The sequence below is a fragment of the Streptomyces sp. NPDC052020 genome, from assembly GCF_040680575.1.
Taxonomy (GTDB): Bacteria; Actinomycetota; Actinomycetes; order Streptomycetales; family Streptomycetaceae; genus Streptomyces.
This window is the reverse complement of sequence record NZ_JBFAWY010000019.1, coordinates 78,955-105,025: the sequence shown is the minus strand read 5'-3', so window position 1 is coordinate 105,025 and position 26,071 is coordinate 78,955. Positions and strand designations below refer to the sequence as shown.

The following is a 26,071-nucleotide window of genomic DNA, read 5'->3' as shown; positions in this document are numbered from 1 at the left end:
TAAGGGCCGCGTAAGGTCCGTCACATACGCCGACGCCCCGGTTTCCGAACACCCCGGAAACCGGGGCGCTTTGCGTTCAATGGGCGGAATCGTCCCCGGCCTCTCAAAGCGAGGCTTTGGGGGTCTCAAAGGCCAAGTGTTAAAGTCTTGTGCATGTACTCAGCAGCCGCGCCCACCGCACTCCCGAGCGTCGCGCTCGTGGCGCGCCTGCACGTGGACCTCTGTCGGTGCGCGTCCGCGACCTGTCGTCCCTGACGTCGTTCCTCCTCCCGACCCGCCGTCCGCCACGTCAGTCTCTGCGCGTCCCCAACGGAGCTTGCCCGTGTCCACGAACACGAAGTCCTTCAAGGTGCCCTTCTGGGCCCAGATAATCGCCGGTCTCTTCCTCGGTGTCGCACTGGGCTGGATAGCCCGCAGCCAGGACGTGTCCTGGCTGGTCACCACCCTGGAGAAGATCGGCGACGTCTTCGTCGGCCTGCTGAAGCTGGCCGTCGCCCCGCTCGTCTTCTTCGCGATCCTCGTCTCGATCACGAACCTGCGGAAGGTCAACAACGCGGCCCGCCTGGCGAGCCGCACCCTCCTCTGGTTCATGATCACCTCGCTGATCGCGGTCGCCATCGGCCTCGTCATCGGCCTGGTCACCAACCCCGGCGCCGGCACCGGTCTCACCCCCAGGGACGGTGAGCTGCCGGAGAAGACCGGTTCCTGGCTCGACTTCCTCACCGGCATCGTGCCCACCGACGTGATCACGCCGTTCACCGAGCTGAACGTGCTCCAGATCGTCTTCATGGCCGCCGTCGCCGGTATCGCCGCCCTCCAGCTCGGCGAGAAGGCCCAGCCGATCCTCACCCTGAGCGAGTCCGTCCTCGAACTCCTCCAGAAGGCCCTGTGGTGGGTCATCCGCCTCGCCCCGCTCGGCACCGTCGGCCTCATCGGCACGGCCATCGCCACCTACGGCTGGGACCTGATCGGCAAGTACGCCACCTTCACCGCCGACATCTACGTCGGCTGCGCGATCGTCCTGTTCGTGGTCTACCCGGCGCTGCTCGCCACCGTCGCCAAGGCCAACCCGCTCCAGTTCTTCAAGGGCGCCTGGCCCGCGATCCAGCTCGCCTTCGTCTCCCGCTCCTCCGTCGGCACCATGCCGCTGACCCAGAAGGTCACCGAGCGCCTCGGCGTCCCGAAGGAGTACGCGTCCTTCGCCGTGCCGTTCGGCGCGACCACCAAGATGGACGGCTGCGCCGCGATCTACCCGGCGATCGCCGCGATCTTCGTCGCGCAGATCTTCGACATCCAGCTGAACGTCGGCGACTACCTGCTGATCGCGTTCGTCTCGGTGGTCGGCTCCGCCGCCACGGCCGGTCTGACCGGCGCCACGGTCATGCTGACCCTGACCCTGTCCACGCTCGGCCTGCCCATGGAGGGCGTCGGTCTGCTGCTCGCGATCGACCCGATCCTGGACATGATGCGCACCGCGACCAACGTCGCCGGCCAGGCCCTGGTGCCGGTCATCGTCTCCGCCCGCGAGGGCCTGCTCGACCGCGAGGCGTACGACAGCGCCCACAGCTCGCCGATCGACGAGCCGGAGCAGCGCGACCGGGAGCCGGTTCCGGCCGCCGCCTGAGGGCCGCCCGCCGCCGCCCGACGGTGTCCTGACGACCGCCGCACGGACCGTACGCTGATCCGCATGGGTGCCGGAAAGACCAAGCGGATGCCGCGTGCGGTCCGTGAGCAGCAGATGCTGGACGCCGCCGTACGGATCTTCGGGGAGCGCGGCTACCGGGCCGCGTCGATGGACGAGATCGCGGAACTGGCGGGCGTGTCCAAGCCGCTGGTGTACCTGTACCTGAACTCCAAGGAAGACCTCTTCACCGCCTGCATCCGCCGCGAGGCGCGGGCGCTGACCGAGGCCGTCCGCGCCGGGGTCCGCCCCGGTCTGCCCGCAGACCGCCGCCTCTGGGCCGGTCTGCGGGCCTTTTTCACGCACACCGCCCGGCACCCGCACGGCTGGAGGGTGCTGCACCTCCAGGCCCGTACGCACGGCGAGCCGTTCGCCGCCGAGGTCGCCGCCATGCGCCAGGAGATCGTGGCGTTCGTGACGCGGCTGATCGCCGCCGCGGCCCGGGAGGCCCCCGCCCAGGGGCCCGGCTCCGGCTGCGCCGCCCTGCCCGAGCGGGACGTCGCCGGGCTCGCCGAGGCCCTGGTCGGCGCCGCCGAGTCGCTCGCCGACTGGGCGGGCGGCACCGAGGGCGTCACCGCGAAGCAGGCGGCGGCGACCTTGATGAACTTCGCCTGGGCGGGCCTGGGCGACCTGATGGCGGGCCGCCCCTGGACCCCGCCGCGGGACGACGAGTACGAGGGCGAGGGCGAGGGCGAGCGGGAGGCCGAGGGCGCGCGGGTCGTCCTGGCCGGGTAGGCGTCCGGCACCGGGACCGGCCGTGACCGGCCCGGACCGGCGGGTCAGGCCGGGTCGACGGTCCCCGTCAGGTGCGGCCGGCCGCCCCGGCCGCGCAGCTCGAACCGCCCGTCCCGCGCCCCGTACGTCACCGTCCCCGGCAGCGGCACCGGGGCCCGGAACGCGGCCCGGACCGTCACCGCCTCGGGCGCGCCGTGCGCGGCGAGGCACCGGGCGAGGGTCCACATGCCGTGCGCGATGGGACGGGGGAAGCCGAACAGCCGGGCCGTGAGCGGATGCAGGTGGATCGGGTTCCGGTCGCCGGACACGGCACCGTAGCGGCGCCCCACGTCGGCGGCCAGCCGCCACTCGGCCCGGGCGGGCAGCGGCCGCTGCTCCTGCGCGCGGCGCTCGCCGCTGCCCGGCGCGGTGCGGTGCCGCGCCAGATACGTGCTCGCCGACTCCCAGACGACGGTCCCGCCCGCCCGCGCCTCGGTGACGACCGTGGCCTCGGTGCCCCGCCGGTGCGGCGCCAGCCCGGCGACGCGGACGGCGATGTCGTACGCCTCACCGGCCGGCATCGCCGCCCGCCGGGTCACGGTGACCGAGGTGTGGACGAGCCCGAGCAGCGGCAGGGGGAAGTCCCGGCCGCTCATCAGGCGCATCGCCAGCGGGAAGCCGAGTACGTGCGGATAGGTGAGCGGCAGGCCGCTCTCCCCGGCCGGGAAGCCGCACACCCGCTCGTAGGCGGCCAGCCGGGCGAGGTCCGCGCGGACCCGGGGCAGCAGCAGCCGGGTGCGGGGGAAGGCGGCGTCCGGGCGGGGCCGCTTGACGGGGGACAGCAGGGCCCCGCGGGCCAGCAGCGGCGGCAGGGCGGGCGCCCTGGTGAGGGTGGTGACCACCGTCGATGAGGACGACGAGGACGACGAGGACGACGACGAGGGTGAGGACGGCGAGGCGGGCGTGGTCATCAGGCCCCCAGCAGGCTCTGGCCGCAGACCCGGACGACCTGCCCGTTGACCGCGCCGGAGGCGGGGTGGGCGAGCCAGGCGGTGGTCTCGGCGACGTCGACGGGCAGTCCGCCCTGGGCGAGGGAGTTCATCCGGCGGCCGGCCTCGCGGATGACCAGGGGGATCGCCGCGGTCATCCGCGTCTCGACGAAGCCCGGGGCGACCGCGTTGACCGTCACCCCGTGCTCGGCGAGCGCGCGCGGCGCCAGCGACCGGACCAGCCCGACGACGCCCGCCTTGCTCGCCCCGTAGTTGGTCTGGCCCGCGTTCCCGGCCAGGCCCGCGATGGAGGCCGTCGCCACGATCCGCCCGCCCGGCCGGAGCGTCCCGGCCGCGAGCAGCGCGTCGGTGGTGCGCAGCACGCTCGCCAGGTTGACGTCGAGGACGGAACTCCAGCGCTCGGCGGGCATGTTGACCAGCCTCCGGTCCCGGGTGATGCCCGCGTTGTGGATGAGCAGGTCCAGCCCGTCGGGCAGGGCGCGGGCGATCCGCTCGCCCGCGTCGGCGGCGGTGACGTCGAGGGCGAGGGCGGTGCCGCCGAGCCGTTCGGCGACCCGGCGGGCGTCCTGCCCGGCCCCCGGCACGTCGAGGACGACGACCCGTGCGCCGTCCCGGGCCAGGGTCTCGGCGACCGCCTCGCCGATGCCGCGCGCGGCGCCGGTGACCAGGGCGGTGCGCCCGGCCAGCGGGCGTGCCCAGTCGTCCGGCGCGGTGACCTGCCCCGCGCCGACCTCGATGACCTGGCCGCTGACGTAGGCGGACTTGGGGGAGAGCAGGAAGCGGAGGGTCGACTCGGCGGACGCCGCGTCGGTGAGCCGGACCAGGTTGACGGTCCTGCCCCGGCCGATCTCCTTGCCGAGCGAGCGGGTGAAGCCCTCCAGCGCCTGCTGGGCGGCGGCCTGGTGGTGGTCGGCGGGGTCGGGCGGGGCGCCCAGGACGACCACCCGGCCGCTGTCCGCGACCGACCGCACCACCGGATGCAGCGCCGCGTGCACCGCGTCCAGCCCCGCCACGTCCCGCACCCCGGTGGCGTCCAGGACGACGGCGGCGGGCCGGCCGGTGTCCGCGCCGAGCCCGGCGCGGGCGAGGACGGCCGGCAGACCGGTCTCCGGCGCGTCCGAGGGCAGGGCGGACGCGCCGGCGGTGAGGTGGCGCAGGCCGCCGTCCAGCGCGGGCCGCTCGGGGGACCAGCGCCGCAGGGCCGCGGGCTGCGGAAGGCCCAGGCGGCGGGTCAGGAAGCGGCCGGGCGCGGTGCCGGTGAAGCTCAGATAGCGGTCGGCCATGTGCGTCTCCCAGACTGCCGAACGATGTCCATGTGCTTACTCTGGAGTAAGGTTACCGGAGGTAATCCCCCAGTCGGGCAACGGTGGAGGAGCAGGTCGAGATGAGCCCCCTTGAGCCGCCGCAGGCACGCCGCGTCGCGATCGTGGGCGGCGCCCGCATCCCCTTCGCCCGCTCCGACGGCCCGTACGCCACCGCCTCCAACCAGGAGATGCTGACGGCCGCCCTGGACGGGCTCGTCGAGCGGTACGGGCTGCGCGGGCCCGGCGCGGTGGGGGAGTTCGCCGCCGGGGCGGTGCTCAAGCACAGCCGGGACTTCAACCTCGCCCGCGAGACGGTCCTCGCCTCGCGGCTCGACGCCCGCACCCCCGCCTACGACGTCCAGCAGGCGTGCGGCACCGGCCTCCAGGCCGTCATCACCGCCGCCAACAAGATCGCCCTCGGCCAGATCGAGTCGGCGGTCGCGGGCGGCGCCGACACGGCGAGCGACGCGCCGCTCGGCGTCAACGACGCACTGCGCCGCATCCTGCTCGAAGTCCGCCGGGCCAGGACGCCCGGCGCCCGGCTCAAGGCGCTGGCCAAGATCCGCCCCGCCCAGTTGGTCCCCGACATCCCGCGCAACGCCGAGCCGCGCACCGGCCTGTCGATGGGCGAGCACGCCGCCGTCACCGCCCGCGCCTGGGGCATCACCCGCGAGGCCCAGGACGATCTGGCGGCGGCCAGCCACCAGCGGCTCGCGGCGGCGTACGAACGCGGCTTCTTCGACGATCTGGTCGTCCCGTTCCGGGGGCTGGACCGCGACCAGAACCTGCGCCCGGACTCGACACCGGAGAAACTGGCCGCGCTGAAGCCGGTGTTCGGGCTCGACCGCCCCGGACCCACCATGACGGCGGGCAACTCCACCCCGCTGACCGACGGCGCGGCGACGGTGCTGCTCGCGTCCGAGGAGTGGGCGGCGGCCCGCGGACTGGAACCCCTCGCCTATCTGACCGCCTGTGAGACGGCGGCCGTCGACTTCGTCTCCGGCGATGTCGCGGGCGGCGAGGACGGGCTGCTGATGGCCCCGGCCTACGCGGTCCCGCGCCTGCTGGAGCGGACCGGGCTCACCCTCGCGGACTTCGACTTCGTGGAGATCCACGAGGCGTTCGCCTCCCAGGTGCTGGCGACGCTCGCGGCCTGGGAGAAGCGGGGCCTGGGCCCGGTGGACCGCGCCCGCCTGAACGCGGCCGGGTCCTCCCTGGCCACCGGCCACCCCTTCGCGGCGACCGGCGCCCGGATCGTGGCGACACTGGCCGCGCTGCTCGCCGAACGCGAGCGCCCGGGGCGGGGCCTGATCTCGATCTGCGCGGCGGGCGGTCAGGGCGTGGTGGCCGTCCTGGAGCGCGCCTGACCGCCGCACCCGACCCGATGGCCGGAAACCGGCCGTACGCGGCTGGAACTGACCGCCCCGCGCGGCCGGTTGTGAGGGCCGTTCACAAGTCGACGCGGCGACTCGCCCGGTGCGAACCGGACTTACTCACGCGTAACCCCCGGAGCTGCACAGCCCCGCCGCCGGACCGTCTCCGAATTCGCACGAACTCCCCACGCGGGCGCCGTACGATCCCGTAGCCGACCGCCGGTAACCCCTCTCCCTCTCCTGCCGGTGAACGCCCCGCCGCGCGGGGCACGTTCGTACGCCATGCAGTACGGCGATGACGCCGCTGCACGTTCCAGGAGCCGCCCGTGTCCACCCCGCTTCCCTCCTTCGCGCCCTCCGCGGCCTACGACGACGCTCCCGGCCCCGTGCTGGTGGAGCCGGAGCTCCGGAGGCTCGACGGGGCGGTACGGGAGGCGTACGTGCCACCGCTCGCGCCACCCGTGCGGCACGGCTCGCTCGCCGACCTGCCCTTCGAGAACGCCGCCGCCGTCCCCGGCACGGTGGTGCTCAGCCGCAAGACGCGGGACGGGCACTGGACGGACGTCACGGCGGCCGAGTTCGCCGCGCAGGTGCGGGCGGTGGCCAAGGGCCTGATCGGCGAGGGCCTGAGGCCGGGCGACCGGATCGCCGTCATGGCGCGGACGCGCTACGAGTGGACCCTGCTCGACTTCGCCGCGTGGGCGGCGGGCCTGGTGACCGTCCCCGTCTATCCGACCTCCTCCGTCTTCCAGACCCGCTGGATCCTCCAGGACTCCGGCGCGGTCGTCCTCGTCACCGAGACGGCCGCGCAGGCCGCGGCGATCGGACCCGAACTCGACCGCCTCCCGGACCTGCGCCACGTGTGGACGATCGAACAGGGCCACGTGGAGCAACTGGCCCAGGCGGGCGCCCCGCTGCCGGACACGGAGGTGGACGTCCGCCGGGGCATGCTCGGCCCGGACACCCTCGCCACCCTGATCTACACCTCCGGCACGACCGGCCGCCCCAAGGGCTGCGCGCTCACCCACGGCAACTTCTTCGCCGAGGTCGACAACGCGATCGAACTCCTGTACCCGGTGTTCCGGGCCCAGTCCGGCGAGGAGCCGTCGGTCCTGCTTTTCCTCCCCATGTCCCACGTCTTCGGCCGCATGGTGGCCGTCGCCTGCGTCCGCGCCCGCGCCCGGCTCGGCCACGCGCCCAGCCTGAAGGCGGAGGACCTGCTGCCGGACCTGGCGGCCTTCAAGCCGACCTGCCTGCTGACCATCCCGTACATGCTGGAGAAGGTCTTCAACACCGCCCGCGCCAAGGCCGAGGCGGGCGGCCGGCTCACGGCGTTCGACCGGGCCGAGTCGGTCGCCGTGCGCTACGGCGAGGCGATGGAGGCCCGGCAGGCCGGCCGGAGCGGCGGCCCGGGCGGCACCCTGAAGACGGCCCGCGCCTTCTACGACCCCCTCGTCTACCGCAAGATCCGGGGTGCCATGGGCGGCCGGGTCCGTTACGCGATCTGCGGCGGCTCCCCGCTCGGCCGGCGCCTGGCCGCCTTCTACGCCGGGGCCGGCATCCAGATATTCGAGGGCTACGGCCTGACCGAGACGACCGGCGCGGCCACGGTGACCCCGCCGCTCCGACCGCGTCTGGGCACGGTGGGCTGGCCGCTGCCCGGCACCCGGGTCCGCATCGCCGCCGACGGCGAGATCCTGATCTCCGGGGGCCAGATCCTGCACGGCTACTGGGATCCGCAGGCCGGTGGCGTGGTCCCGGCCGCCCCCGACGGCTGGCTGGCCACCGGCGACCTCGGCAGCCTGGACGACGAGGGCTACCTGACCATCACCGGCCGCAAGAAGGAGCTGCTGATCACGGCGGGCGGCACCACCGTGGCCCCGGCGCCCCTGGAGAACTGGCTGCGCGCCCACCCCCTCATCTCCCAGTGCCTGGTCCTGGGCGACCGCCGCCCCTACGTCACGGCGCTCCTCACCCTCGACCCGAACGGCGTCAGCCACTGGCGCCGCATGAACGGCAAGCACCCGGTCCCGCCGGAACTCCTCGTCGACGACCCGGAGCTCCGGGAGGTCCTGCAACGCGCCGTCGACGAGGCGAACAAGCTCGTCTCCCGCCCGGAGACCATCCGCCGCTTCGCCGTCCTCCCCCGCGACTTCACGGAGGAGGCCGGCCACCTGACACCGTCCATGAAGCTACGGCGCGATCTGGTGCTACGGGACTACGCGGACGTGGTGGAGGGCTTGTACGAGGACTGAGGCGGGCCGACGCTCAGCCCGCGACGGGCTCCCAGCCGAGGAAGGCCGACCAGGCGGTGGGGGAGAGGGCGAGGCGGGGACCGGTGGGGTTCTTGGAGTCCCGGATGTGCACGGTGTGGGCGCAGGCGGCGATTTCTACGCAGTCGCCGCCTTCGCCGTCGCTGCGGGTGGACTTGTGCCAGGGGTAGGCGACCTCGACGCATTCGCCGCCCTCGCCACCGCTGTGGGTGGACTTGCGCCAGGGGTACCCAACCTCCAGGCATTCGCCACCAGCGCCACTGCTGTGGGTGGACTTGCGCCAGTGATAGGCCGCTTCCAGGCAGTCACCGCCTTCCCCGCCGCTGTAGCTGGACTTGCGCCAGGTGTAGGCGGCTTCCAGGCAGTCACCGCCCTCGCCGCTGCTGTAGCTGGACTTGAACCACATGAGTTCCTCGTTGCTCATAGCGCCTCCAGCTTCTGTTCGATCAACGCCCGGGATTCCCTGGGCGGGAGTGCCATCGCCCGCATGATCCCATAGCGATCGGCGATCTTGCGGACCTCTTCCGCATCGGTGATCAAGTTCGGAAATCCCTGTGCCTCGGTGTACGCAACTTGCGAATGACCCTTGGGAGTCAGCAGGTTGAACGCACTGTCCAGACTGGGATGCTCCTCCACGCGGGTCGGCATCACCTGAATTTCCACGTTCCGCATGCTGCTGACGCTCAGCAGGCGCCGTAGCTGCTCCGCATGGACTTGTTTCCCTCCGATGGGCCGGTCCAGCACCACTTCTTCGAGCACGTAGCTGACGGCGGGTGGCGGCCAGCGGTCGAAAATCTGCTGTCGGGAAAGCCGGTCGAGGACCCGCTTCTCGATGGTCTCCTCGCTCAGGAACGGACGCCGTTTGGCGAACACCGCACGTGCGTGGTCCTCGGTCTGGAGAAGCCCGTGCACGGCATGGTTGGAGTAGTGATGCAACTCCACGGCCTCCGCCTCCAGCACCGCATAGCCCCGGTACCACTCCGGATGCCGAGTCCGCGCCCTCTTCATCGCCTCCTTCACCTCGGGAATCGCCTGCTTCAGCAAACCCCCCGCGTCCAGGATCTCGTCCGCCTTCTCCAGCAGCTCCGGGCGCGGAACCCGCACCCCCCGCTCCATGGCCGACACCGCGTCCGGCCCGTACCCCACGAGCTGGCCGAACTCCTTCTGGGTGAGCCCCTTCCGTTCCCGCAGCAGCTTGAGCATCTTGCCCAGGGCGGTGAACAGCCCCGTCGTGCCCTCCGCCTCGGCCGGGGTCTCCGGCCTCCGCTCCCGTTCCTCCGTCACGCACCCACCGCCTTCCTGTCGTCGTGGTCACGCCCGACGCCCCGTACGCCTCACCCAGCGCAGGCGTACGACTACGTAACGTCGCGTCGTCGTGCCTGGTCAGAGTAGGGACAACCCGCCACGCTCAGTGCCGTGAACGCCGAAATCTCCACCCCCACCGACGAACTGGCCCAGCGCCTCAGCGCCACCCCGCGCGGCGCCCGCCTGGCCCGGCACCTGGCCGGGCAGCAACTGGACGCCTGGGGCTTTCCGTACGGCGGCGAAGTGAACGACGCCGCCCAGCACGTCGTCGCGGAGCTGGCCGCCAACGCCGTCACCCACGGCCGCGTGCCCGGCCGGGACTTCCAGTTGCGGCTGCTGCTGTTCGCGCCCGACGCCACCCTCCGTATCGAGGTGAGCGACGCCCGGGAGGACCGCCTCCCCGCCCCCGCGACGCCCGGCGACGGCGACGGTGAGGGCGGCCGGGGGCTGCACCTCGTACGCGCCTTCTCCCGCGCCTGGGGCGTCGCCGGGCGGAGTGTCGGCAAGACGGTCTGGGCGGAACTCCCGCTCAAGGGGCCGGGGATGGAGGACCACGATATTGGAACCATCGATCTAAAATCGTGTTAGTCTCCTGCCATGGCCCGACCGAGGACCTTCGACGAGGAGCGGGCCCTGGACGCGGCGATGCGCACCTTCTGGGAGAAGGGCTACGAGGCCACCTCGACCCAGGATCTGTGTGACGCCACCGGTCTGGGGCGCAGCAGCATCTACAACACGTTCAAGAGCAAGCACGACCTGTTCGAGCGGGCGCTCGCGCACTACCTCGACACCAAGCGCGCACCCCAGGAAGCCGTCCTGGAGGACGCCGGGCGGCCGGCCGCCGAGCGGGTCCGGGCGCTGCTCTCCGGTGTGGTCGAGGGAGAGACGGAGCACCGGGCGACCGCCGGGCGGGCGCTCGGCTGTCTCGGCGTCAACACCATCGTCGAGCTGGGTGAACGCGACGGCGGGGCGGCGTCGCTGCTGAAGCGGGACGCCGACCGCCGCCTCGCCGCCTACCGGGCCGTCATGGAGGCGGGCCGGCGGGACGGCAGCATCACCTCCACGCGCGACCCCGAGGCGCTGGCGCGCTTCCTCAACGCGGTCATCGCCGGACTGCGGGTCTCCAGCCAGGGCGGTGCCGACCGGTCCGTCCTGGAGGCCGTCGCCGACACCGCGATGGACGCGCTGACGGCCTGAGAAGCCCCCTCGTCCAGGGGGCGCTTCTCCTGCCCATGTTTTGCACTGATCGTTACAGAACCTCTGTGTCCCACGTTTCCGGCTTTTCGAGCGAACGACAGGAGTGGACCGTGCCCCGAGCCGTATACGTCCTGGCCCTTGGCATCTTCGCCATGGTGACCAGCGAGTTCGTCGTCGCCGGGCTGATGCCGCAGATGGCGGACGGCCTGAACACCACCGTCCCGCGGATCGGCTACCTGATCACCGCCTTCGCGGTGGCCATGGCCTTCGGCGGGCCGTTCCTGACCGTGGCGCTGATGAAACTGCCCCCGCGCAGAGCGCTGATGGTGCTGTTCGCCGTCTTCCTCACGGGCAACGTCCTGGCCGCCACCGCGACCGGTTACGGCGTGATGATGGCCGCCCGGATCATCACCGGTGTCGCCTCCCAGGCGTTCTTCGGCATCGGCATCTCGCTGTGCGCCCGGCTCACCCGGCCCGAGGTGCGCGGCCGGGCGATGGGCGTCGCCATGAACGGGCTGATGCTCGGCACGCTGCTGGGCCTGCCCCTGTCCACCCTGGTCGGCGAGCGGTACGGGTGGCGCGCGGCGTTCTGGGTGATCTCGGCGCTCGCCCTGGCGGCGGCCGTGGTGACCCTGGTGGGCGTGCCGCGCCTGGACGCCGCCGGAAGCGAGGGCGGCTTCCGGCAGGAGGCCAGCGTCTTCCGCAATCCGAGGCTGTGGCTGGTGCTGTCCACCAGCATGCTCGTCATCGGCGCCACCTTCTCCGCCTTCAGCTACTTCAACCCGATCCTCACGGAGGTCACCGGCTTCTCCACGGGCACCGTCCCCGTGCTGCTCATCGCCTACGGCGCCGCCACCGTCGTCGGCAACACCGTCGTCGGCCGCCTCGCCGACCGGTACGCCGTCCCGGTCCTGGCCGCCGGTCTGGCGCTGAACACGGCGTTCCTGGCGGGCTTCGCTCTTTTCGCCGACCTGCCGGCACCGGCCGTGCTGTGCATGCTGGGCATCGGCCTGGTCGGCGTGACCATGAACCCGGCGATGATCACCCGGGTGCAGCGGACCGGCAACGCGGGTCCGCTGGTGAACACGGTTCACTCCTCCTTCATCACGCTCGGCATCATCGTCGGCTCCTCGCTCGGGGCCGTCGGGATCGACGTCTGGGGCCTGCGCGCTCCCCTCTGGCTGGGCGCCGCCATGGCTGTCCTGGGCCTGGTCACCCTGGTGCCCGAACTCACCGGCGGGCGATCAGGAAGGCCTGCGGAGCCGACTCCGCCTCGCCCGGTCCCCGCAGCGTCCGCGAGTGAAGGGTGAAACCGGCGTCCTGAAGCAGCTCGGCCATGCGCTCCGGCCGCCGCCGCTGGAAGTCGAGGCCGACCGGCCGGTCGAAGGGCCGGTCGAGGCGGAGCGGCGCGTCACCGGCCTGGAAGGCGAGCAGCAGATGCCCGCCGGGAGCCAGCACCCGCCGGAACTCGGCGAACAGGGCCGGGAGTTCCTCCGCCGGGGTGTGGATGCTGGAGTACCAGGAGACCACGCCCGCCAATGACCCGTCCGGCAGGTCCAGCTCCAGCATCGAACCCTGCTCGAAGCGCAGGTGCGGGTGCTCGCGGCGGGCGACGGCGAGCATCGAGGCGGACAGGTCGACGCCGAAGACGCGCAGCCCCAGCCCGGCCAGGTGGGCGGTCACCCGGCCGGGCCCGCAGCCCAGGTCGGCGACCTCGGCCCCCGGCCCGGCGAGCCGGGCGAAGGCGGCGAGCACCTCCAAGTCCTCGGGCGCTGCGGCCACCTGGCCGCGGAAGTGCTCGGCGTAGTCCTCGGCGATGGCGTCGTAGAAGGTGCGGGTGGCGGTGAGGTGATCGGTCTCGGTCATGGGCGCGGACCCTACCGTCCGGCGCCGGCAACCGGGCCCTTCCTCACTCGCCCCTCACTCCACCCCGACCGCCCGCAGCAGCGCCGTCACGCCCGCCGCGCCCAGGACGACCACCGCGAACGGCGCCCGACGCCAGGCCAGTACGCCGCCCGCCAGCACCCCGGCCGGACGGGCCCAGCCCGCGAAGCCCCCGCCCTCCGTCAGCGCCCCGGTGGCCAGCAGCGCGACCAGCAGCACCACCGCGCCGGCGGACAGCAGCTCCCGCACCCGCGCCGGGAGGGTGACCCGGCCGTGCAGCACCGGACCGGCCAGCCGCAGGACGTACGTCCCGGCCGCCAGCGCCAGGATCACCGCGACCGTCGCGCTCATGCCGTCCGCCCTCCGCGCCGGGCACCGCCGCGGTGCAGCAGGAGCCCCGCGAGCGCCAGCAGCACCGGCACCCCCGCCGGGACGGCCGGGGTCACCGCCAGCGCCAGCGCGGCCCCGGGCAGGGCGGCCCGGCGCAGGCGGGCGTCCTCGCGCAGGGCCGGCAGCACCAGGGCGGCCAGGACGGCGGGGAAGGCGGCGTCCAGACCGTAGACGGCCGTGTCGCCGAGGGCGGTGCCGGCCAGCGCCCCGGCCACGACCCCCACGTTCCACAGCGCGAACAGCGCGCAGCCGGAGAGCCAGAACGCCGCCCGGCGCCGCGCCGGGTCCGGCTGGGCGAGCGCGAACGCCACCGTCTCGTCAGTGACCAGATGGGCCCCCAGCAGCCGCGCCGGCCAGCCCCGGCCGAGGATCTCCGCGACCGCCAGGCTGAAGGCCGCCAGCCGGGTGTTGAGCAGCAGGCCCGTCGCCGCCGCGGCGAGCGGACCGCCCCCGGCGAGCAGCACGCCGACCGCGCTGAACTGGGCCGATCCCGCGTACACCACCAGTGACATCACCACCGGCACCCACACCGGCAGCCCCCCGGCGACGGTGATCGCACCGAACGACACGCCGACGATCCCACCGGCGAGACCGACGAGGACGACATCCCGGAGAAGCTCGGGATCACGGACGGGGGAGGAGGAAGAGGACGAGGAGGCGGAACCGCCGCTTGTTCGCTGTGCCGAACGCATGTTTTCTACCATGGACAGCGAGAGTCCCGTTCGTCAAGACGAACGATCATACCGATGGAGCGAACGACATGCCGGATGACGCCGCCGCCCTACCGTCCCGCCTCCCCCTCGACTGGATCGCCGCCTCGCTGCGCCGCGAACGCAACCGGGCCGGGCTGTCGCTGTCCGAGCTGGCCAAGCGGGCCGGCATCGCCAAGTCCACGCTGTCCCAGCTTGAGGCGGCGGGCGGCAACCCGAGCATGGAGACGATCTGGGCGCTCGCGGTGGCACTGGGCGTGCCGTTCAGCGCCCTGGTGGAGCCGCCGGTCCCGGCGGTGCAGGTGATCCGGGCCGGGGAAGGACCCCAGGTCACCTCGGAACAGGCGAGTTTCGTCGGTACGCTGCTCGCCGCCTGCCCGCCCGCGGCCCGGCGGGACATCTACCGCATGCGGGCCGAGCCGGGGCCGGCACGGGAATCGGACGCCCACATTCCGGGAACGGTCGAGCATCTCGTCGTCAGTACGGGACGGATGAAGGCGGGGCCGCGCGGCGAGAGCGTGGAGCTGGGGCCCGGGGACTACATGGCGTATCGCGGCGATGTGCCGCACTCCTACGAAGCGCTCGAACCGGGCACGACGTTCGTGCTGATCATGCAGCACGTATGAGAAGAATTCGCCGGGAATTCACCGAGGGGAGGGGACGGAAGGCCGGGCCGGAAGCGGGCGGAATGGTCCGGTCCGGAAAGAGGGGGGCAGGAAAGGGCAGGAGCCCCGTCGCCGGAACGGCGCGGGGCTCCTTGGGTGCTGCTTCTCAGACCGGCGTGACGTTCTCAGCCTGCGGGCCCTTCGGACCCTGCGTGACGTCGAAGGACACCTGCTGGTTCTCCTCAAGCGACCGGAAGCCGGACGCGTTGATCGCGGAGTAGTGGACGAAGACGTCGGGGCCGCCGCCCTCCTGGGCGATGAAACCAAAGCCCTTTTCGGCGTTGAACCACTTAACGGTTCCGGTAGCCATAAGCCCTCCTTGGGCTCAAAAGGGTTGCCCTGCTCCAGAACCAGCAAGTGTGAAGAGTTGAATTCTGCACAACTGCATACGTCCAAGAACGACGAGAGCCCGCGGTCACATGCTCCGCAGGCTCTGTACTGCAAGGGAAACCAAACTGCAACTTGCTGCGAGCCTAGCACGCGGGCACCGGAAAGCAATAGAGGTCAAGATCACGTCACCCGAATGTTTGAAGGTTCCACCCGTCCGGCGGACGGCCGGGCCGACGCCGGGCCAACGTCAGGCCGACGCCGGGCCGTCGGCGGGCCGCGGGGGGACGAGGGCTAGCCTCGCGATGTGGACAATTCTCGCACCCGGCCGCGCGTCGGCCACATCCAGTTCCTGAACTGCCTGCCCCTGTACTGGGGGCTCGCGAGAACGGGCACGCTCCTCGACTTCGAGCTGACGAAGGACACCCCGGAGAAGCTCAGCGAGCAGCTGGTGCAGGGAGACCTCGACATCGGGCCGATCACCCTGGTCGAGTTCCTCAAGCACGCCGACCGGCTCGTCGCCTTCCCCGACATCGCCGTCGGCTGCGACGGCCCGGTGATGTCGTGCGTGATCGTCTCGCAGGTCCCGCTGGAGCGCCTGGACGGCGCCCGGGTCGCGCTGGGCTCGACCTCGCGCACCTCCGTCCGCCTCGCCCAGCTGCTGCTGGAGGAGCGCTTCGGCGTACGGCCCGACTACTACACCTGCCCGCCCGACCTCGGCATGATGATGCGGGAGGCCGAGGCGGCCGTCCTGATCGGCGACGCGGCGCTGCGCGCCAACATGCTCGACGGCCCGCGCTACGGCCTGGACGTGCACGATCTGGGCGCGCTGTGGAAGGAGTGGACGGGCCTGCCGTTCGTCTTCGCGGTCTGGGCGGCCCGGCGCGAGTACCTGGAGCGCGAGCCGGACATCACGCGCCAGGTGCACGAGGCGTTCCTCGCCTCGCGGAACCTCTCCCTGGAGGAGGTCGACAAGGTCGCCGAGCAGGCGGCCCGCTGGGAGGCGTTCGACGAGCGGACCCTCGCCCGGTACTTCACGACCCTGGACTTCCGCTTCGGGGCCCCGCAGCTCGCGGCGGTCGCCGAGTTCGCCCGCCGGGTCGGCCCGACGACGGGCTTCCCGGCGGACGTGAGGGTGGAACTGCTCCAGCCGTGAGCCCGGCGGCCCTTCCGCCTGGGGCGCCTGGGCCGCCGTGCGCCGCGAAGCCGCCCGCCGGGAGACGGATTGCCGCCCGGCGGGTGCCGGATCGCCGTCCCTCGGAGCCTGATTCCGGTACACGCGACGGGAGTTGCGGGGTCGGCGGCGGCCCGCCCGGCCGGGGAGCGTCCCGCCCGCCCCGCCGCCGTCTCGGAATATCCGGCGGATCTGCACACTGTTCACGGGTGTCCCATGTCCGAACTGAACACCAGTCAACGAGTCGGCCCGGTGCCCGGTTTGCCATGACACGTCCGCCCCGGAATCGCCGGGCACGCACTCACCGGCGCGGCGGAGCGCCGGACGGTGTGAAGAAAGCCGGGGGTATTCGGTGATGTCTTCCTCACGCTGGTGAAATCGGTTACCCGGTGAGTCCGCACATCGACACCGGGTGACTGGCCGTCCCTCCTGCGGCGTGCTTTGATTCGGCACGCGGAACGCCGGCGACGAGCCCCGTTCGGGAATCCGAGAAATTCGTGAACCTCGGCGAGATCCGCCGTTGTCAATTTGTTTCTACGAAGGGAATTGTGCGTCGTGAACCTCACCCCCCAGGTTGAGACGGCCGAGATGTCCGAGGCGGACCTGGACAACATCGCCGGTGGCCTCGCGGCCGGTGCCTCCGCGGGCGTCTTCGCGGAGGTCGGCTCCCTCCTCACCGTCTGCGCCGGTGTCGGCGCCGGCGTGAACGTCGAGGGCGTCTCGGCGGATGTGGCCGCCCACGTCACCGCTCTCTGACCAGCCGCGCCAGGCCCCGGTCCCCAGGGACCGGGGCCTCGCCGTTTTCCGGGGCGGGCGGCCGGGCAGGTCATCGCCCGTGCACGGGAATTCCGGTGTCCTCGCTCCCTGGTCCTGCGACCTGCTGACGGCCGTCGCCGCGGCGCTGTGGGGCGCGGTGACGGGCGCGCTGCTGCCGCGGGCCGCCTACCGGTTCTCCGTGCCGTCCGGCCAGCCCTGGCGGACGCGCTGCGCGGGCGGGCACCCGGTCCGCGGCTGGCTCGGCCCGGCGCGGTGCGGCCCGTGCGCGGCGGCCGGAGCACCGCCCGGCTCCGGCCCGGGACCGTCGTACGGCCCGGGCGCCCCCGCCTACGCCACCGTCACCCTCCTGGTCTGCGCCGCCCTCGCCGCCGCCACCGGCCCCCGCCCCGAACTGGCCGTCTGGCTGCTGCTCGCCCCCGCCGGCGTGCTGCTGGCGGCCGTCGACCTCCGGGTGCGGCGGCTGCCCGACCCCCTCACCCTCCCGTTCGCCGGGGCCGCGCTCGTCCTCCTCGGCCTGGCCGCGCTGGTGCCGGGACGCGGCGGCGCGTGGACCACCGCCCTGCTGGGCACCCTCGCGCTCGGCGGCGGCTACTTCGTGCTCTTCCTCGTCAACCCGGCGGGCATGGGCTTCGGCGACGTGAAACTCGCCCTCGGCGCGGGCGCCGTCCTCGGCTGGTACGGCTGGCCGGTGCTGATGCTGGGCGCCCTGGCCGGGCTCCTGCTCGGCGCGCTGTACGGCGGGGCGCTGGTCGTCGCGCGGCGGGCCGGACGCGGGACCGCCGTCCCGTACGGGCCCTTCCTGATCGCCGGGGCCCTCCTCGGGGTGCTGGCCGGCGCCTGCCGCGACGGCCGGCTCCCGCTCTTCCCCTCCGCGTAGACGGGCTGGTCAGCTGGCCGCATATCCCGCCTGAATGACCCTGCGAAGAGATTACTAATACAGGTAATCGTTCACCCATTTGCCGCGCATCCGGCGGAGTGGGGCGGCGTTAGTCGGGATATGACGACGGCAGCCAGGGACGGTCTTCTGAGTCTGATCTCCAGTCCGCGAAGAAGACCCATACTGCGGCATTTTCCGACGGTGATGGCGGAGCTGGAATCCGAACTCGCCCGGCGATGGGTCACTTCCCGGAACGCGCCCGCCCTCTCGTCGGCGGAATAAGAGGCCGCGTGTCATGGACCACGGACGAATCGACCAACGACGAGAGCACGCGGCCACCACCATGAAGACGTCCAACGATATGGGCTCCGGCCGGCACCGGCGGACCGCCGAAGCGTTCACCGGTCACCTGATGCCGCCGGACTGGAACTGGGACCCCGCCGAAGAGCTGGCCTTCATGCTGCGGGACGCGCTGGAGGAGCAGGCCCCGGCCGACCCCTACACGGAGACGTCGGCCACCGCCCCCGCCCCCGGCACCCCCCTGGGGAACCTCCAGGAAATCACGGCGGAACTGCCCCCGCTGAAGGACTCCTCGAAAGGCCACCGCAAGGCGCGCGAGCCCCGAAGGCTCGACGGGCGCCGGGCGGTCAGCCACCTCCTCGCCGCCTCGGTGGCGGTCATCGCCTGCGCCGTCAGCGCGTTCGGCGGGATGTTCTCCTACGACTTCCTGCTCCAGGCCGCCGTCTCCCGCACCGGGAGCGGCATGGTCTCCTGGTGGCCCTTCCTGGTCTACGGGCCCTGGATGGCCGCCTCGCTCTCCGTGCTGCGCGCCGCGCTGCACCAGCGGCGCGCGGTCCACTCCTGGTCCGTCGTCCTCTTCTTCTCCTGCATGGCGATGTTCCTGTGCCTCGCCCAGCTGCCCATCACGGTCGTCGACGCCGCCACGGCGACCCTGCCCGGCCTCGCCTCCCTGGCCTGCTTCCAGCAGCTCGTACGCCAGATCACGCTGACCCGTCCGCCCCGGCGGGCGATCCCCCGCCACCGCCTGCGGCCGATGCCGGCCCCGGCCCGTGACGAGGCGGCCCGCGCCACGTCCCGCGAGAGCGCCTCGCTGCCCAGGCAGCGCACCAGCACCATGGTCCGCGGCGGTGAGGAGCGGGCCCGGCGGACCGGGCTCGGCGGCGCCTGACGTCGGCCGCGGAAAAGGGCTGGCGTACGCTGGTTCGGTCCGTCCACAACCCTTACGAAAGGGACGCCCGGTGACCGAGAAGGCCGACCTTCAGCCCATCCTCGACCGTGCTGCCGCCGGTGGGCGGATCACCCCGGACGAGGCGCTCGCGCTGTACCGCGACGCCCCGCTGCACGCGCTGGGCGCCGCCGCCGACGCCGTACGCCGCCGCCGGTACCAGGGGACCGAGCACATCGCGACGTACATCATCGAGCGGAACATCAACTACACGAACGTGTGCGTCACGGCGTGCAAGTTCTGCGCCTTCTACGCCCCGCCCAAGAGCGACAAGGGCTGGACCCGCGACCTCGACGACATCCTGCGCCGCTGCGCCGAGACCGTGGAACTCGGCGGTACGCAGATCATGTTCCAGGGCGGCCACCACCCCGACTTCGGCGTCGAGTACTACGAGGAGCACTTCGCCGCCATCAAGAAGGAGTTCCCGCAGCTCGTCATCCACAGCCTGGGGGCGAGCGAGGTCGAGCACATGGCCCGGATCTCCGGCGTGAGCGTCGAGGAGGCCATCACCCGCATCCGCGACGCCGGACTGGACTCCTTCGCCGGGGCCGGCGCGGAGCTGCTGCCCGAGCGGCCGCGCAAGGCCATCGCGCCGCTGAAGGAGTCCGGCGAGCGCTGGCTGGAGATCATGGAGATCGCGCACCGGCTGGGCGTGGAGTCGACGACGACCATGCTGATGGGCACCGGCGAGACCAACGCCGAGCGCATCGAGCACCTGCGGATGATCCGCGACGTGCAGGACCGCACGGGCGGCTTCCGCGCCTTCATCCCGTACACCTACCAGCCCGAGAACAACCACCTGAAGGGCCGCACCCAGGCCACCATCTTCGAGTACCTGCGGATGATCGCCATCGCCCGCCTGTTCCTCGACAACGTGGCCCACATCCAGGGCTCCTGGCTGACCACGGGCAAGGAGACCGGCCAGCTCTCCCTGCACTACGGCGCCGACGACCTCGGCTCCATCATGCTGGAGGAGAACGTCGTGTCCTCGGCCGGCGCCCGGCACCGGTCCAACCGCCTGGAGATCATCGACCTGATCCGCAAGGCGGGCCGCGTCCCGGCGCAGCGGTCGACGACATACGAGCACCTCGTCGTCCACGACGACCCGGCCAACGACCCCGCCGACGACCGGGTGGTCTCCCACATCTCCTCCACGGCGATCGAGGGCGGCACCGCGCACCCCGAGCTGAAGCTGCTCGCCTCGAACTGACCCGACCGTGCTGACGATCCACGCCGACTCCAGGGGCCGGGCACTCGCCGTCGACGGCGAGTGGATCGCCGACGCCGGCCCCCTGGAGGAGCTCACCGCCGCCCACCCGCGGGCCAGACTGCGCCGGTGGCACGGCATCCTCACCCCCGGGCTCGTCAACATGTACGGCGACGAGCTGCTGGAGGGCGCCTACCACCCCGACCCGCGCGAGGCCGCCGAGCTGGGCACCGAACCGCTGACCGGGCGGGCGCTCGCCGCCCTGGCACCGGACGAGGCCCGCCGGGGAGCCAGCGCCCGGCGCGGGGTGCAGCGCATGCTGAGCCACGGCACGGTGGCCGTGGCCTGCGAGGAACTGCGCAGCCGCGCGGTACGCGACGCCGTGCGCCGTTCCGGCCTGGCGGTGGTCGGGCGCAGCGGGCGCCCCGGCGGGGTGCCCTCGCTCGACCCGTACGCCTCCGGCCCGCCGGTGACGTTCGCGCCCCCGAGGGAGCGCGGCTCGGCGGCCCGGTTCGCCGTCTTCGACGTCTCCGACGAGGCCGCGCTCGCCGCCCACGGAGCCACGGCCTGCGTGGCGACCGTCCTCGCGGGGCGCCTGGTGTACCGGCGGCGCTGACCGGCCCGGCGGGCGCGCGGGGCCGGGCCCCGGCCGAGCCCCGCGGGCCCGGCCCGGGAACGCCTGGGCGGTGCCGCCGCGCGGGCGGGAAGGGGGACCCGGCGGCGCACCGGAAGCCGAGGCCGCTGCCGTGCCGCCGTACCCCTTGCTGCCACAATGGGCCCGTGACCCGCGCTTCCCTGGACAAGCAGCCGCACGAAGTCGCCTCGATGTTCGACGACGTGGCGGAACGGTACGACCTGACCAACGACGTGCTCTCGCTCGGCCAGGCCCGGCTGTGGCGCAAGGAGGTCGCCCGCGCCGTCGACGCCCGCCCGGCGCAGAAGGTGCTGGACCTGGCCGCCGGCACGGCGACCTCCTCGCTCCCCTTCGCCCGCACCGGCGCCTACGTCGTGCCCTGCGACTTCTCCCTCGGCATGCTGCGGGTCGGCAAGCAGCGGCACTCCTGGCTGCCGTTCACGGCCGGCGACGCCACCCGGCTGCCCTTCAAGGACGACACCTTCGACGCGGTGACGATCTCCTTCGGGCTGCGCAACGTGCACGACACGGACGCCGCCCTGCGCGAGCTGCACCGGGTGACGCGGCCCGGCGGACGCGTCGTCATCTGCGAGTTCTCGCACCCGACGTGGGCGCCGTTCCGCACCGTCTACACCGAGTACCTGATGCGGGCCCTGCCGCCGGCCGCCCGCGCGGTCTCCTCCAACCCGGACGCCTACGTCTACCTCGCCGAGTCCATCCGCGCCTGGCCCGACCAGCCCGCCCTCGCCGCGCGCCTGCGCGAGGCCGGCTGGACGAAGGTGGCCTGGCGCAACCTCACCGGCGGCGTGGTGGCGCTGCACCGGGGGTTCAAGGCGGGCTGAGGACCCAGGGCCCTTCCGACGGATCAGCGGGGCCCTGGCGGGGAGCCTCCGGCTCCTCCAGGACGCGCCGCATCCCGCCGCCGGGCGGACCCGGCACGCGCGGTTCGCGCACGCCCCCGCCGCCCTCGCCGTCGGGGAAGTCGAACCACACGTGGACCGTCGTCTCGCGCGGCACCTCGGTCCCGGGCCGCGGGTACTGGCGTACGACGTAGTCGACGACGGCGAGGTGGAAGTCGGGCCGGTCCGGCGCGTCGAGGACGAGGCCCTGGGCGCGGGCCGCCGCCCGCGCGTCCACGGCCATCAGGCCGACCAGGCGCGGCACGCGCACTTCCGGTGTCTTGGGTGTCAGGCGCACGGACGTCACCCCCAGCGGTACGGGCAGCGTAACTCCGCCGGCGTACCGCCGGAAGCGCCGGATGGCGTTCTGTGACAATCGACTACAGTGTGTCACTGTCGCAGGGCGCGGGTGCCGGCGTCCGTGTCACAGGGCGAGCCGGTAGCAGTGCCCCTCCCGCCGGGTCGGGGTCGTGTAGACCTCCGCGAGGTTCATGCCCAGCCGCCGGGTGACCGCGAGCGAGCGGGCGTTGCGGGCGTCGACCATGGCCACCACGCCCGGCACGCCCGCCGCGCGCAGCCGTCGCAGCGTCTCCCGGGCCGCCGCCGTGACGTACCCCCGGCCCCAGTGGGCCCGCCCCAGCCGCCAGCCGATCTCGATGTCGCCCGCCGGGCCCCAGTCCCACGGCCAGGGCTGGGCGCCCGTGAAGCCGACGACGTCCCCGGCCTCGTCGAGCACGGTCCACAGGCAGAACCCGCGCTCGGCGTCGTGCCGGCGCTGGCGGGCGGTCAACTCCTCGTAGACGGACAGTTCGGCGGACCTGCCGCCGTGGAACTCCATGACGTCCGGGTGGTCGAACACCCGATGCCAGGCGACCGCGTCCTCATGGGTGGGGACACGGAGCCGTACCACGGGGAGAGCTCGGTTCACGGGGCAGCCCTTCAGCCGGTGATCGATGATCCTGAATAGACTGCCCATGTCCAGTGCCGGTCGGCACGCAGATTTCGAGCCCTGGGGAGATCCCGCCGTGACCGAGCCCCTCTCCGACAACACCGCCGATGTGATCGTCGTGGGCGCGGGGCCAGCCGGCTCCACGACCGCGTACCACCTGGCCAGGGCCGGGCTCGACGTACTGCTGCTGGAAAAGACGGAGTTCCCGCGCGAGAAGGTCTGCGGTGACGGGCTCACCCCGCGCGCCGTCAAGCAGCTCGTGGCGATGGGCATCGACGTCTCCGAAGAGGCCGGCTGGCTGCGCAACAAGGGCCTGCGCATCATCGGCGGCGGTGTCCGCCTCCAGCTCGACTGGCCGGAACTCGCCTCCTTCCCCGACTACGGCCTGGTCCGCAAGCGCGACGACTTCGACGAGCAGCTCGCCCGGCAGGCCCAGAAGGCGGGCGCCCGCCTCTACGAGCGCTGCAACGTCGGCGCCCCGGTCGTCGACGACCGCACCGGGCGCATCACCGGCGTCCGCGCCAAACTCGGCGAGGAGAAGCGGGAGGTCACCTTCCACGCGCCGCTGGTCGTCGCCGCCGACGGCAACTCCACCCGGCTCTCCCTGGCGATGGGCCTGCATCGCCGCGAGGACCGCCCGATGGGCGTCGCGGTCCGCACCTACTTCACCTCCCCGCGCCACGACGACGACTACCTGGAGTCCTGGCTGGAACTGTGGGACCGCCGCGGCCCCCAGGACCGGCTGCTGCCCGGCTACGGCTGGATCTTCGGCATGGGCGACGGCACGTCCAACGTCGGCCTCGGCGTCCTCAACACCTCCGACTCCTTCAAGGAGCTGGACTGGCGCGAGGTCCTGAAGGCGTGGTGCGCCTCCATGCCCGAGGACTGGGGCTACACCCCGGAGAACATGACCGGCCCGATCCGCGGCGCGGCCCTCCCCATGGCCTTCAACCGGCAGCCGCACTACACGCGCGGCCTGCTCCTCGTCGGCGACGCCGGCGGTCTGGTGAACCCCTTCAACGGCGAGGGCATCGCCTACGCCATGGAGTCCGGCCAGATCGCCGCCGACGTCATCGTCCAGGCCCACGCGCGCACGACGCCGGACGGGCGCGAGCGGGCCCTCCAGCGCTACCCGCGCGTCCTGAAGGACACCTACGGCGGCTACTACACGCTCGGCCGCGCCTTCGTGAAGCTCATCGGCAACCCGAAGGTCATGCAGATCGCCGCCCAGCGCGGCCTCACCCACCCGCTGCTGATGAAGTTCACCCTCAAGCTCCTCGCCAACCTGACCGACCCGACCGGCGGCGACGCGATGGACCGCATCATCAACGGCCTGACCAAGGTGGCGCCGAAGGCCTGACCCCGCTCCTACGGCGACGTACCGCGCGGACGCACAGCCCGAAGGGCCGCACCCCGGAAACGGGTGCGGCCCTTCGTACGGTCGTATCCGCGCGTACGGGTAAGTCCGTGGCGTACGGGTGCGTCCGCGCCTTACAGCACGCGCACCGCGCCGCTCGGCGGGTCGTACGACAGGGACTTCAGGGCGACGCCGGTGGACGGGTTCTGCGCGCCGACGAACATGCCGTCACCGACGTACACGCCCACGTGGTAGGCGCTGCCCGCGCCGCCCCAGTACAGGATGTCGCCCGGCTGGAGGTTGCTCAGCGACACCTGGGTGCCCGCGGTCGACTGGGCCTGCGAGACACGCGGCAGGTCGATGCCGACCTGGCGGAAGGCGGCCTGCACCAGGCCGGAGCAGTCCCAGGAGTTCGGGCCGGTGCCGCCGGAGACGTAGGCGTCGCCGACCTGCGCCCGGACGAAGGCGACGACCGCGGCGGCCGAACCGGAGGCGGTGGAGGTGCTCACGCCGGCGCTCGCGTCGACGCTCGCGGAGGCGGAGCCGGAGCCGGAGCCGGAGCCCGATCCGGACTCGGCGGAGATCTCCACGGAGGCGCTGAGCGCGGCCCGCTCGGCGTCGCGCGAGGCGCGCTCGGCGGCGGCCTTGCGGGCGGCCTCCTCGGCCTTCCGCTTCTCCTCCGCGGCCTTCTTCTTGGCCTCGGCCAGGTCCGCCTTGGCCTCCTTGGCGGCCTGGGCGGCGGCCGCGTCGCGCTCGGCCCGCAGCTCGTAGTTCGCGGCCGCCTGCTGGGTGGCGTCCGCGGACTGGGCGACCTGAGCGGCCAGGTCGGCCGTCAGGGTGGGCAGCTCAAGGGTCTGCGTCACCGGTTCGGCCGCGTTGGCCGGACCGGACGCCCCGGCCACTGCCAGGGTGCTGAGGACGCCACCGGCAACTCCGGCCCGCACGGCGATGGTCGACGCGCTGCGGCGGGGCTTCCGGTGGCTGCGTATGTGAGCGGTGTGGGACATGAGTACAAGCGGTACCAGGGGCTCCTTCATACCTTCAAGAAACGTGTCGTCCGCCACAGTTGCCCATCCAGCCCCCCGAATCCCGGGCGTGTCGCCCTTTATTGACGCCGTAACGGACATTGCGGACGCGACGTAACCCCCCTGTGATCACGGACTTTCGTCGATACGCCCGAATTGCCCTTCGCTTACCACTTGTTGGGGCAGATGGCCAACCCCCGCTTTCACAGAGCTCTCATGGATGTGGCGGAGGTCACGGAACGATTACCGTCATGGCCGCGTCGGGCGCGCGCGCTCGCGCCGGGCGGAGTTCGTGAACGCGCGCACGCGTCCCTGTCCCGCTCCGCCCTCCCTCTGATGCGTGCAGGAGCCCTCTATCAAGAGATCAAGTCCAGCGCCAATTTGCATGCAAGGGAAGACTCTTGATAGTGAGACGAACCGCCTGACCAGCGGCGACGAGTGAATTTGTCACATATCGTGACCGCTCGGATGCTTCCTGTGCGAAGATCGCCGCTCATCCGACTTCATGATCCTTCGTCAGGTGGTGGAGATCACAAAGCTCGTGGGATACCCCGTGTCGCAGATCACAGAGTGGCAGGCATAAGATGCGAGGCAGTTGGGCTTGTGACCTGCTTCACATGTTCGCGATCTTCGCCGGGAACCAGCGGGGTTCGTGGGACTGCTGAGGCGGCTGTGAGTCCAGTGCAACCGCCAGCAGTCAGTGCCGACTGAGAGGAGCGAGGAGCGGTGAACGCGTATGCGCCCATCCTCGTACTGGGAGCCCTCGGGGCAGGCTTTGCGATCTTCTCCGTGGTGATGGCCACGCTGATCGGTCCGAAGCGGTACAACCGGGCGAAGCTCGAGGCCTACGAGTGCGGCATCGAGCCGACCCCCACGCCGGCCGGCGGCGGGCGCTTCCCCATCAAGTACTACCTGACGGCGATGCTCTTCATCATCTTCGATATCGAGATCGTCTTCCTCTACCCCTGGGCGGTCAGCTTCGACGCCCTGGGGCTTTTCGGGCTCGTGGAGATGCTGCTCTTCGTGCTCACCGTCTTCGTCGCGTACGCGTACGTATGGCGGCGCGGCGGCCTGGAATGGGACTGAGGGGCCT

The 26,071-nt window shown here is 72.4% G+C and carries 29 protein-coding genes and 1 pseudogene; 18 read left to right on the top strand and 12 right to left on the bottom strand.

Annotated elements, in window-relative coordinates; translation table 11 throughout:
• Window positions 1-153 precede the first annotated feature (153 nt).
• The 3 genes from AB0L74_RS20905 (at window position 154) to AB0L74_RS20895 (ending at window position 2,416) form a co-directional block, all read left to right on the top strand.
• Complete coding sequence (locus AB0L74_RS20905) at window positions 154-255, top strand: putative leader peptide (protein ID WP_365654188.1); 102 nt, start codon at window positions 154-156, stop codon at window positions 253-255.
• 61 nt (window positions 256-316) lie between these two features.
• Window positions 317-1,624 carry a dicarboxylate/amino acid:cation symporter gene (locus AB0L74_RS20900; RefSeq protein WP_365654186.1) on the top strand — a complete coding sequence of 436 codons (1,308 nt, stop codon included), beginning with the start codon at window positions 317-319 and terminating at the stop codon, window positions 1,622-1,624.
• A 63-nt stretch (window positions 1,625-1,687) separates the two neighbouring features.
• Entirely contained in the window at window positions 1,688-2,416 is a 729-nt protein-coding gene (locus AB0L74_RS20895; RefSeq protein WP_365654183.1) for a TetR/AcrR family transcriptional regulator, read from the top strand.
• Between the two features lie 44 nt (window positions 2,417-2,460).
• Here AB0L74_RS20895 and AB0L74_RS20890 read toward each other — a convergent pair whose 3' ends face one another.
• Window positions 2,461-3,366, bottom strand: coding sequence for a MaoC/PaaZ C-terminal domain-containing protein (locus tag AB0L74_RS20890; RefSeq protein ID WP_365654181.1), 906 nt, complete (start codon window positions 3,364-3,366; stop codon window positions 2,461-2,463).
• A complete protein-coding gene (locus AB0L74_RS20885; RefSeq protein ID WP_365654178.1) occupies window positions 3,366-4,688 on the bottom strand; it encodes a 3-oxoacyl-ACP reductase in 1,323 nt (440 codons plus the stop codon). Before AB0L74_RS20885 ends, AB0L74_RS20890 begins: the two co-directional genes overlap by 1 nt.
• 101 nt (window positions 4,689-4,789) lie before the next feature.
• On the opposite strand from AB0L74_RS20885, the gene AB0L74_RS20880 reads away from it, so the two are divergent.
• Window positions 4,790-6,076, top strand: a complete 1,287-nt coding sequence (locus AB0L74_RS20880) for an acetyl-CoA C-acetyltransferase (RefSeq protein WP_365654175.1) — start codon at window positions 4,790-4,792, stop codon at window positions 6,074-6,076.
• 332 nt (window positions 6,077-6,408) lie between these two features.
• Complete coding sequence (locus tag AB0L74_RS20875; RefSeq protein ID WP_365654172.1) at window positions 6,409-8,337, top strand: AMP-binding protein; 1,929 nt, start codon at window positions 6,409-6,411, stop codon at window positions 8,335-8,337.
• 13 nt (window positions 8,338-8,350) lie between these two features.
• On the opposite strand, the gene AB0L74_RS20870 is transcribed toward AB0L74_RS20875, so the two are convergent.
• The 3 genes and pseudogenes from AB0L74_RS20870 to AB0L74_RS20860 form a co-directional block, all read right to left on the bottom strand.
• Window positions 8,351-8,596: a DUF397 domain-containing protein gene (locus AB0L74_RS20870; RefSeq protein WP_365654284.1), complete on the bottom strand. Its 246-nt coding sequence runs from the start codon at window positions 8,594-8,596 to the stop codon at window positions 8,351-8,353.
• Window positions 8,597-8,644: 48 nt separating this feature from the next.
• Window positions 8,645-8,779, bottom strand: a pseudogene (locus tag AB0L74_RS20865) (DUF397 domain-containing protein); the annotation flags it as partial.
• The gene (locus AB0L74_RS20860; RefSeq protein WP_365654169.1) at window positions 8,776-9,639 is read right to left on the bottom strand and encodes a helix-turn-helix transcriptional regulator; all 864 of its coding nucleotides are present in this window, start codon (window positions 9,637-9,639) and stop codon (window positions 8,776-8,778) included. The gene AB0L74_RS20860 and the pseudogene AB0L74_RS20865, both read right to left, overlap by 4 nt.
• Before the next feature lie 132 nt (window positions 9,640-9,771).
• Here AB0L74_RS20860 and AB0L74_RS20855 point away from each other — a divergent pair, with 132 nt between their 5' ends.
• The 3 genes from AB0L74_RS20855 to AB0L74_RS20845 all read left to right on the top strand — a co-directional run bounded on the left by AB0L74_RS20855 (window position 9,772) and on the right by AB0L74_RS20845 (window position 12,167).
• Window positions 9,772-10,248: an ATP-binding protein gene (locus AB0L74_RS20855; protein ID WP_365654166.1), complete on the top strand. Its 477-nt coding sequence runs from the start codon at window positions 9,772-9,774 to the stop codon at window positions 10,246-10,248.
• 9 nt (window positions 10,249-10,257) lie between these two features.
• Window positions 10,258-10,857, top strand: a complete 600-nt coding sequence (locus AB0L74_RS20850) for a TetR/AcrR family transcriptional regulator (protein WP_365654163.1) — start codon at window positions 10,258-10,260, stop codon at window positions 10,855-10,857.
• A gap of 110 nt (window positions 10,858-10,967) precedes the next feature.
• Window positions 10,968-12,167: an MFS transporter gene (locus AB0L74_RS20845; RefSeq protein ID WP_365654160.1), complete on the top strand. Its 1,200-nt coding sequence runs from the start codon at window positions 10,968-10,970 to the stop codon at window positions 12,165-12,167.
• Here AB0L74_RS20845 and AB0L74_RS20840 read toward each other — a convergent pair.
• From AB0L74_RS20840 to AB0L74_RS20830, 3 genes are read right to left on the bottom strand one after another with little or no spacing between them, the layout of a single operon-like run.
• Window positions 12,088-12,723 carry a methyltransferase domain-containing protein gene (locus AB0L74_RS20840; RefSeq protein ID WP_365654157.1) on the bottom strand — a complete coding sequence of 212 codons (636 nt, stop codon included), beginning with the start codon at window positions 12,721-12,723 and terminating at the stop codon, window positions 12,088-12,090. The two genes, AB0L74_RS20845 and AB0L74_RS20840, sit on opposite strands and share 80 nt — an antisense overlap.
• Before the next feature lie 54 nt (window positions 12,724-12,777).
• A complete protein-coding gene (locus AB0L74_RS20835) occupies window positions 12,778-13,092 on the bottom strand; it encodes an AzlD domain-containing protein (protein ID WP_365654154.1) in 315 nt (104 codons plus the stop codon).
• A complete protein-coding gene (locus AB0L74_RS20830; protein ID WP_365654151.1) occupies window positions 13,089-13,823 on the bottom strand; it encodes an AzlC family ABC transporter permease in 735 nt (244 codons plus the stop codon). The genes AB0L74_RS20835 and AB0L74_RS20830 overlap by 4 nt, the downstream gene beginning before the upstream one ends.
• A gap of 68 nt (window positions 13,824-13,891) precedes the next feature.
• Between AB0L74_RS20830 and AB0L74_RS20825 the strand changes: the two genes are divergently transcribed.
• A complete protein-coding gene (locus AB0L74_RS20825) occupies window positions 13,892-14,467 on the top strand; it encodes an XRE family transcriptional regulator (RefSeq protein ID WP_365654148.1) in 576 nt (191 codons plus the stop codon).
• A 145-nt stretch (window positions 14,468-14,612) separates the two neighbouring features.
• On the opposite strand, the gene AB0L74_RS20820 is transcribed toward AB0L74_RS20825, so the two are convergent.
• Window positions 14,613-14,816 carry a cold-shock protein gene (locus AB0L74_RS20820; RefSeq protein WP_003992177.1) on the bottom strand — a complete coding sequence of 68 codons (204 nt, stop codon included), beginning with the start codon at window positions 14,814-14,816 and terminating at the stop codon, window positions 14,613-14,615.
• Window positions 14,817-15,140: 324 nt separating this feature from the next.
• On the opposite strand from AB0L74_RS20820, the gene AB0L74_RS20815 reads away from it, so the two are divergent.
• The 7 genes from AB0L74_RS20815 to AB0L74_RS20785 all read left to right on the top strand — a co-directional run bounded on the left by AB0L74_RS20815 (window position 15,141) and on the right by AB0L74_RS20785 (window position 21,590).
• Window positions 15,141-15,989, top strand: coding sequence for a menaquinone biosynthesis protein (locus AB0L74_RS20815; RefSeq protein WP_365654144.1), 849 nt, complete (start codon window positions 15,141-15,143; stop codon window positions 15,987-15,989).
• A 573-nt stretch (window positions 15,990-16,562) separates the two neighbouring features.
• Window positions 16,563-16,763 (top strand): hypothetical protein, encoded by a 201-nt coding sequence (locus AB0L74_RS20810; RefSeq protein ID WP_365654141.1) that lies wholly within the window; start codon window positions 16,563-16,565, stop codon window positions 16,761-16,763.
• A 79-nt stretch (window positions 16,764-16,842) separates the two neighbouring features.
• Entirely contained in the window at window positions 16,843-17,661 is an 819-nt protein-coding gene (locus AB0L74_RS20805; RefSeq protein WP_365654138.1) for an A24 family peptidase, read from the top strand.
• A gap of 295 nt (window positions 17,662-17,956) precedes the next feature.
• The gene (locus AB0L74_RS20800; protein WP_365654135.1) at window positions 17,957-18,850 is read left to right on the top strand and encodes a hypothetical protein; all 894 of its coding nucleotides are present in this window, start codon (window positions 17,957-17,959) and stop codon (window positions 18,848-18,850) included.
• 70 nt (window positions 18,851-18,920) lie between these two features.
• Window positions 18,921-20,117 carry a cyclic dehypoxanthinyl futalosine synthase gene (gene mqnC, locus AB0L74_RS20795; RefSeq protein ID WP_365654133.1) on the top strand — a complete coding sequence of 399 codons (1,197 nt, stop codon included), beginning with the start codon at window positions 18,921-18,923 and terminating at the stop codon, window positions 20,115-20,117.
• Window positions 20,118-20,124: 7 nt separating this feature from the next.
• A complete protein-coding gene (locus tag AB0L74_RS20790) occupies window positions 20,125-20,730 on the top strand; it encodes a hypothetical protein (RefSeq protein ID WP_365654130.1) in 606 nt (201 codons plus the stop codon).
• Window positions 20,731-20,894: 164 nt separating this feature from the next.
• Window positions 20,895-21,590: a demethylmenaquinone methyltransferase gene (locus AB0L74_RS20785; protein WP_365654127.1), complete on the top strand. Its 696-nt coding sequence runs from the start codon at window positions 20,895-20,897 to the stop codon at window positions 21,588-21,590.
• On the opposite strand, the gene AB0L74_RS20780 is transcribed toward AB0L74_RS20785, so the two are convergent.
• Window positions 21,577-21,945 (bottom strand): PASTA domain-containing protein, encoded by a 369-nt coding sequence (locus tag AB0L74_RS20780; protein ID WP_365654124.1) that lies wholly within the window; start codon window positions 21,943-21,945, stop codon window positions 21,577-21,579. The genes AB0L74_RS20785 and AB0L74_RS20780 overlap by 14 nt on opposite strands.
• A gap of 126 nt (window positions 21,946-22,071) precedes the next feature.
• Window positions 22,072-22,575: a GNAT family N-acetyltransferase gene (locus tag AB0L74_RS20775; protein ID WP_365654122.1), complete on the bottom strand. Its 504-nt coding sequence runs from the start codon at window positions 22,573-22,575 to the stop codon at window positions 22,072-22,074.
• Between the two features lie 46 nt (window positions 22,576-22,621).
• Between AB0L74_RS20775 and AB0L74_RS20770 the strand changes: the two genes are divergently transcribed.
• The gene (locus tag AB0L74_RS20770; protein ID WP_365654118.1) at window positions 22,622-23,956 is read left to right on the top strand and encodes a geranylgeranyl reductase family protein; all 1,335 of its coding nucleotides are present in this window, start codon (window positions 22,622-22,624) and stop codon (window positions 23,954-23,956) included.
• 131 nt (window positions 23,957-24,087) lie between these two features.
• On the opposite strand, the gene AB0L74_RS20765 is transcribed toward AB0L74_RS20770, so the two are convergent.
• Complete coding sequence (locus AB0L74_RS20765; protein WP_365654116.1) at window positions 24,088-24,960, bottom strand: C40 family peptidase; 873 nt, start codon at window positions 24,958-24,960, stop codon at window positions 24,088-24,090.
• 744 nt (window positions 24,961-25,704) lie between these two features.
• On the opposite strand from AB0L74_RS20765, the gene AB0L74_RS20760 reads away from it, so the two are divergent.
• A complete protein-coding gene (locus tag AB0L74_RS20760) occupies window positions 25,705-26,064 on the top strand; it encodes an NADH-quinone oxidoreductase subunit A (protein WP_073792966.1) in 360 nt (119 codons plus the stop codon).
• The last annotated feature ends 7 nt before the right edge of the window (window positions 26,065-26,071 follow it).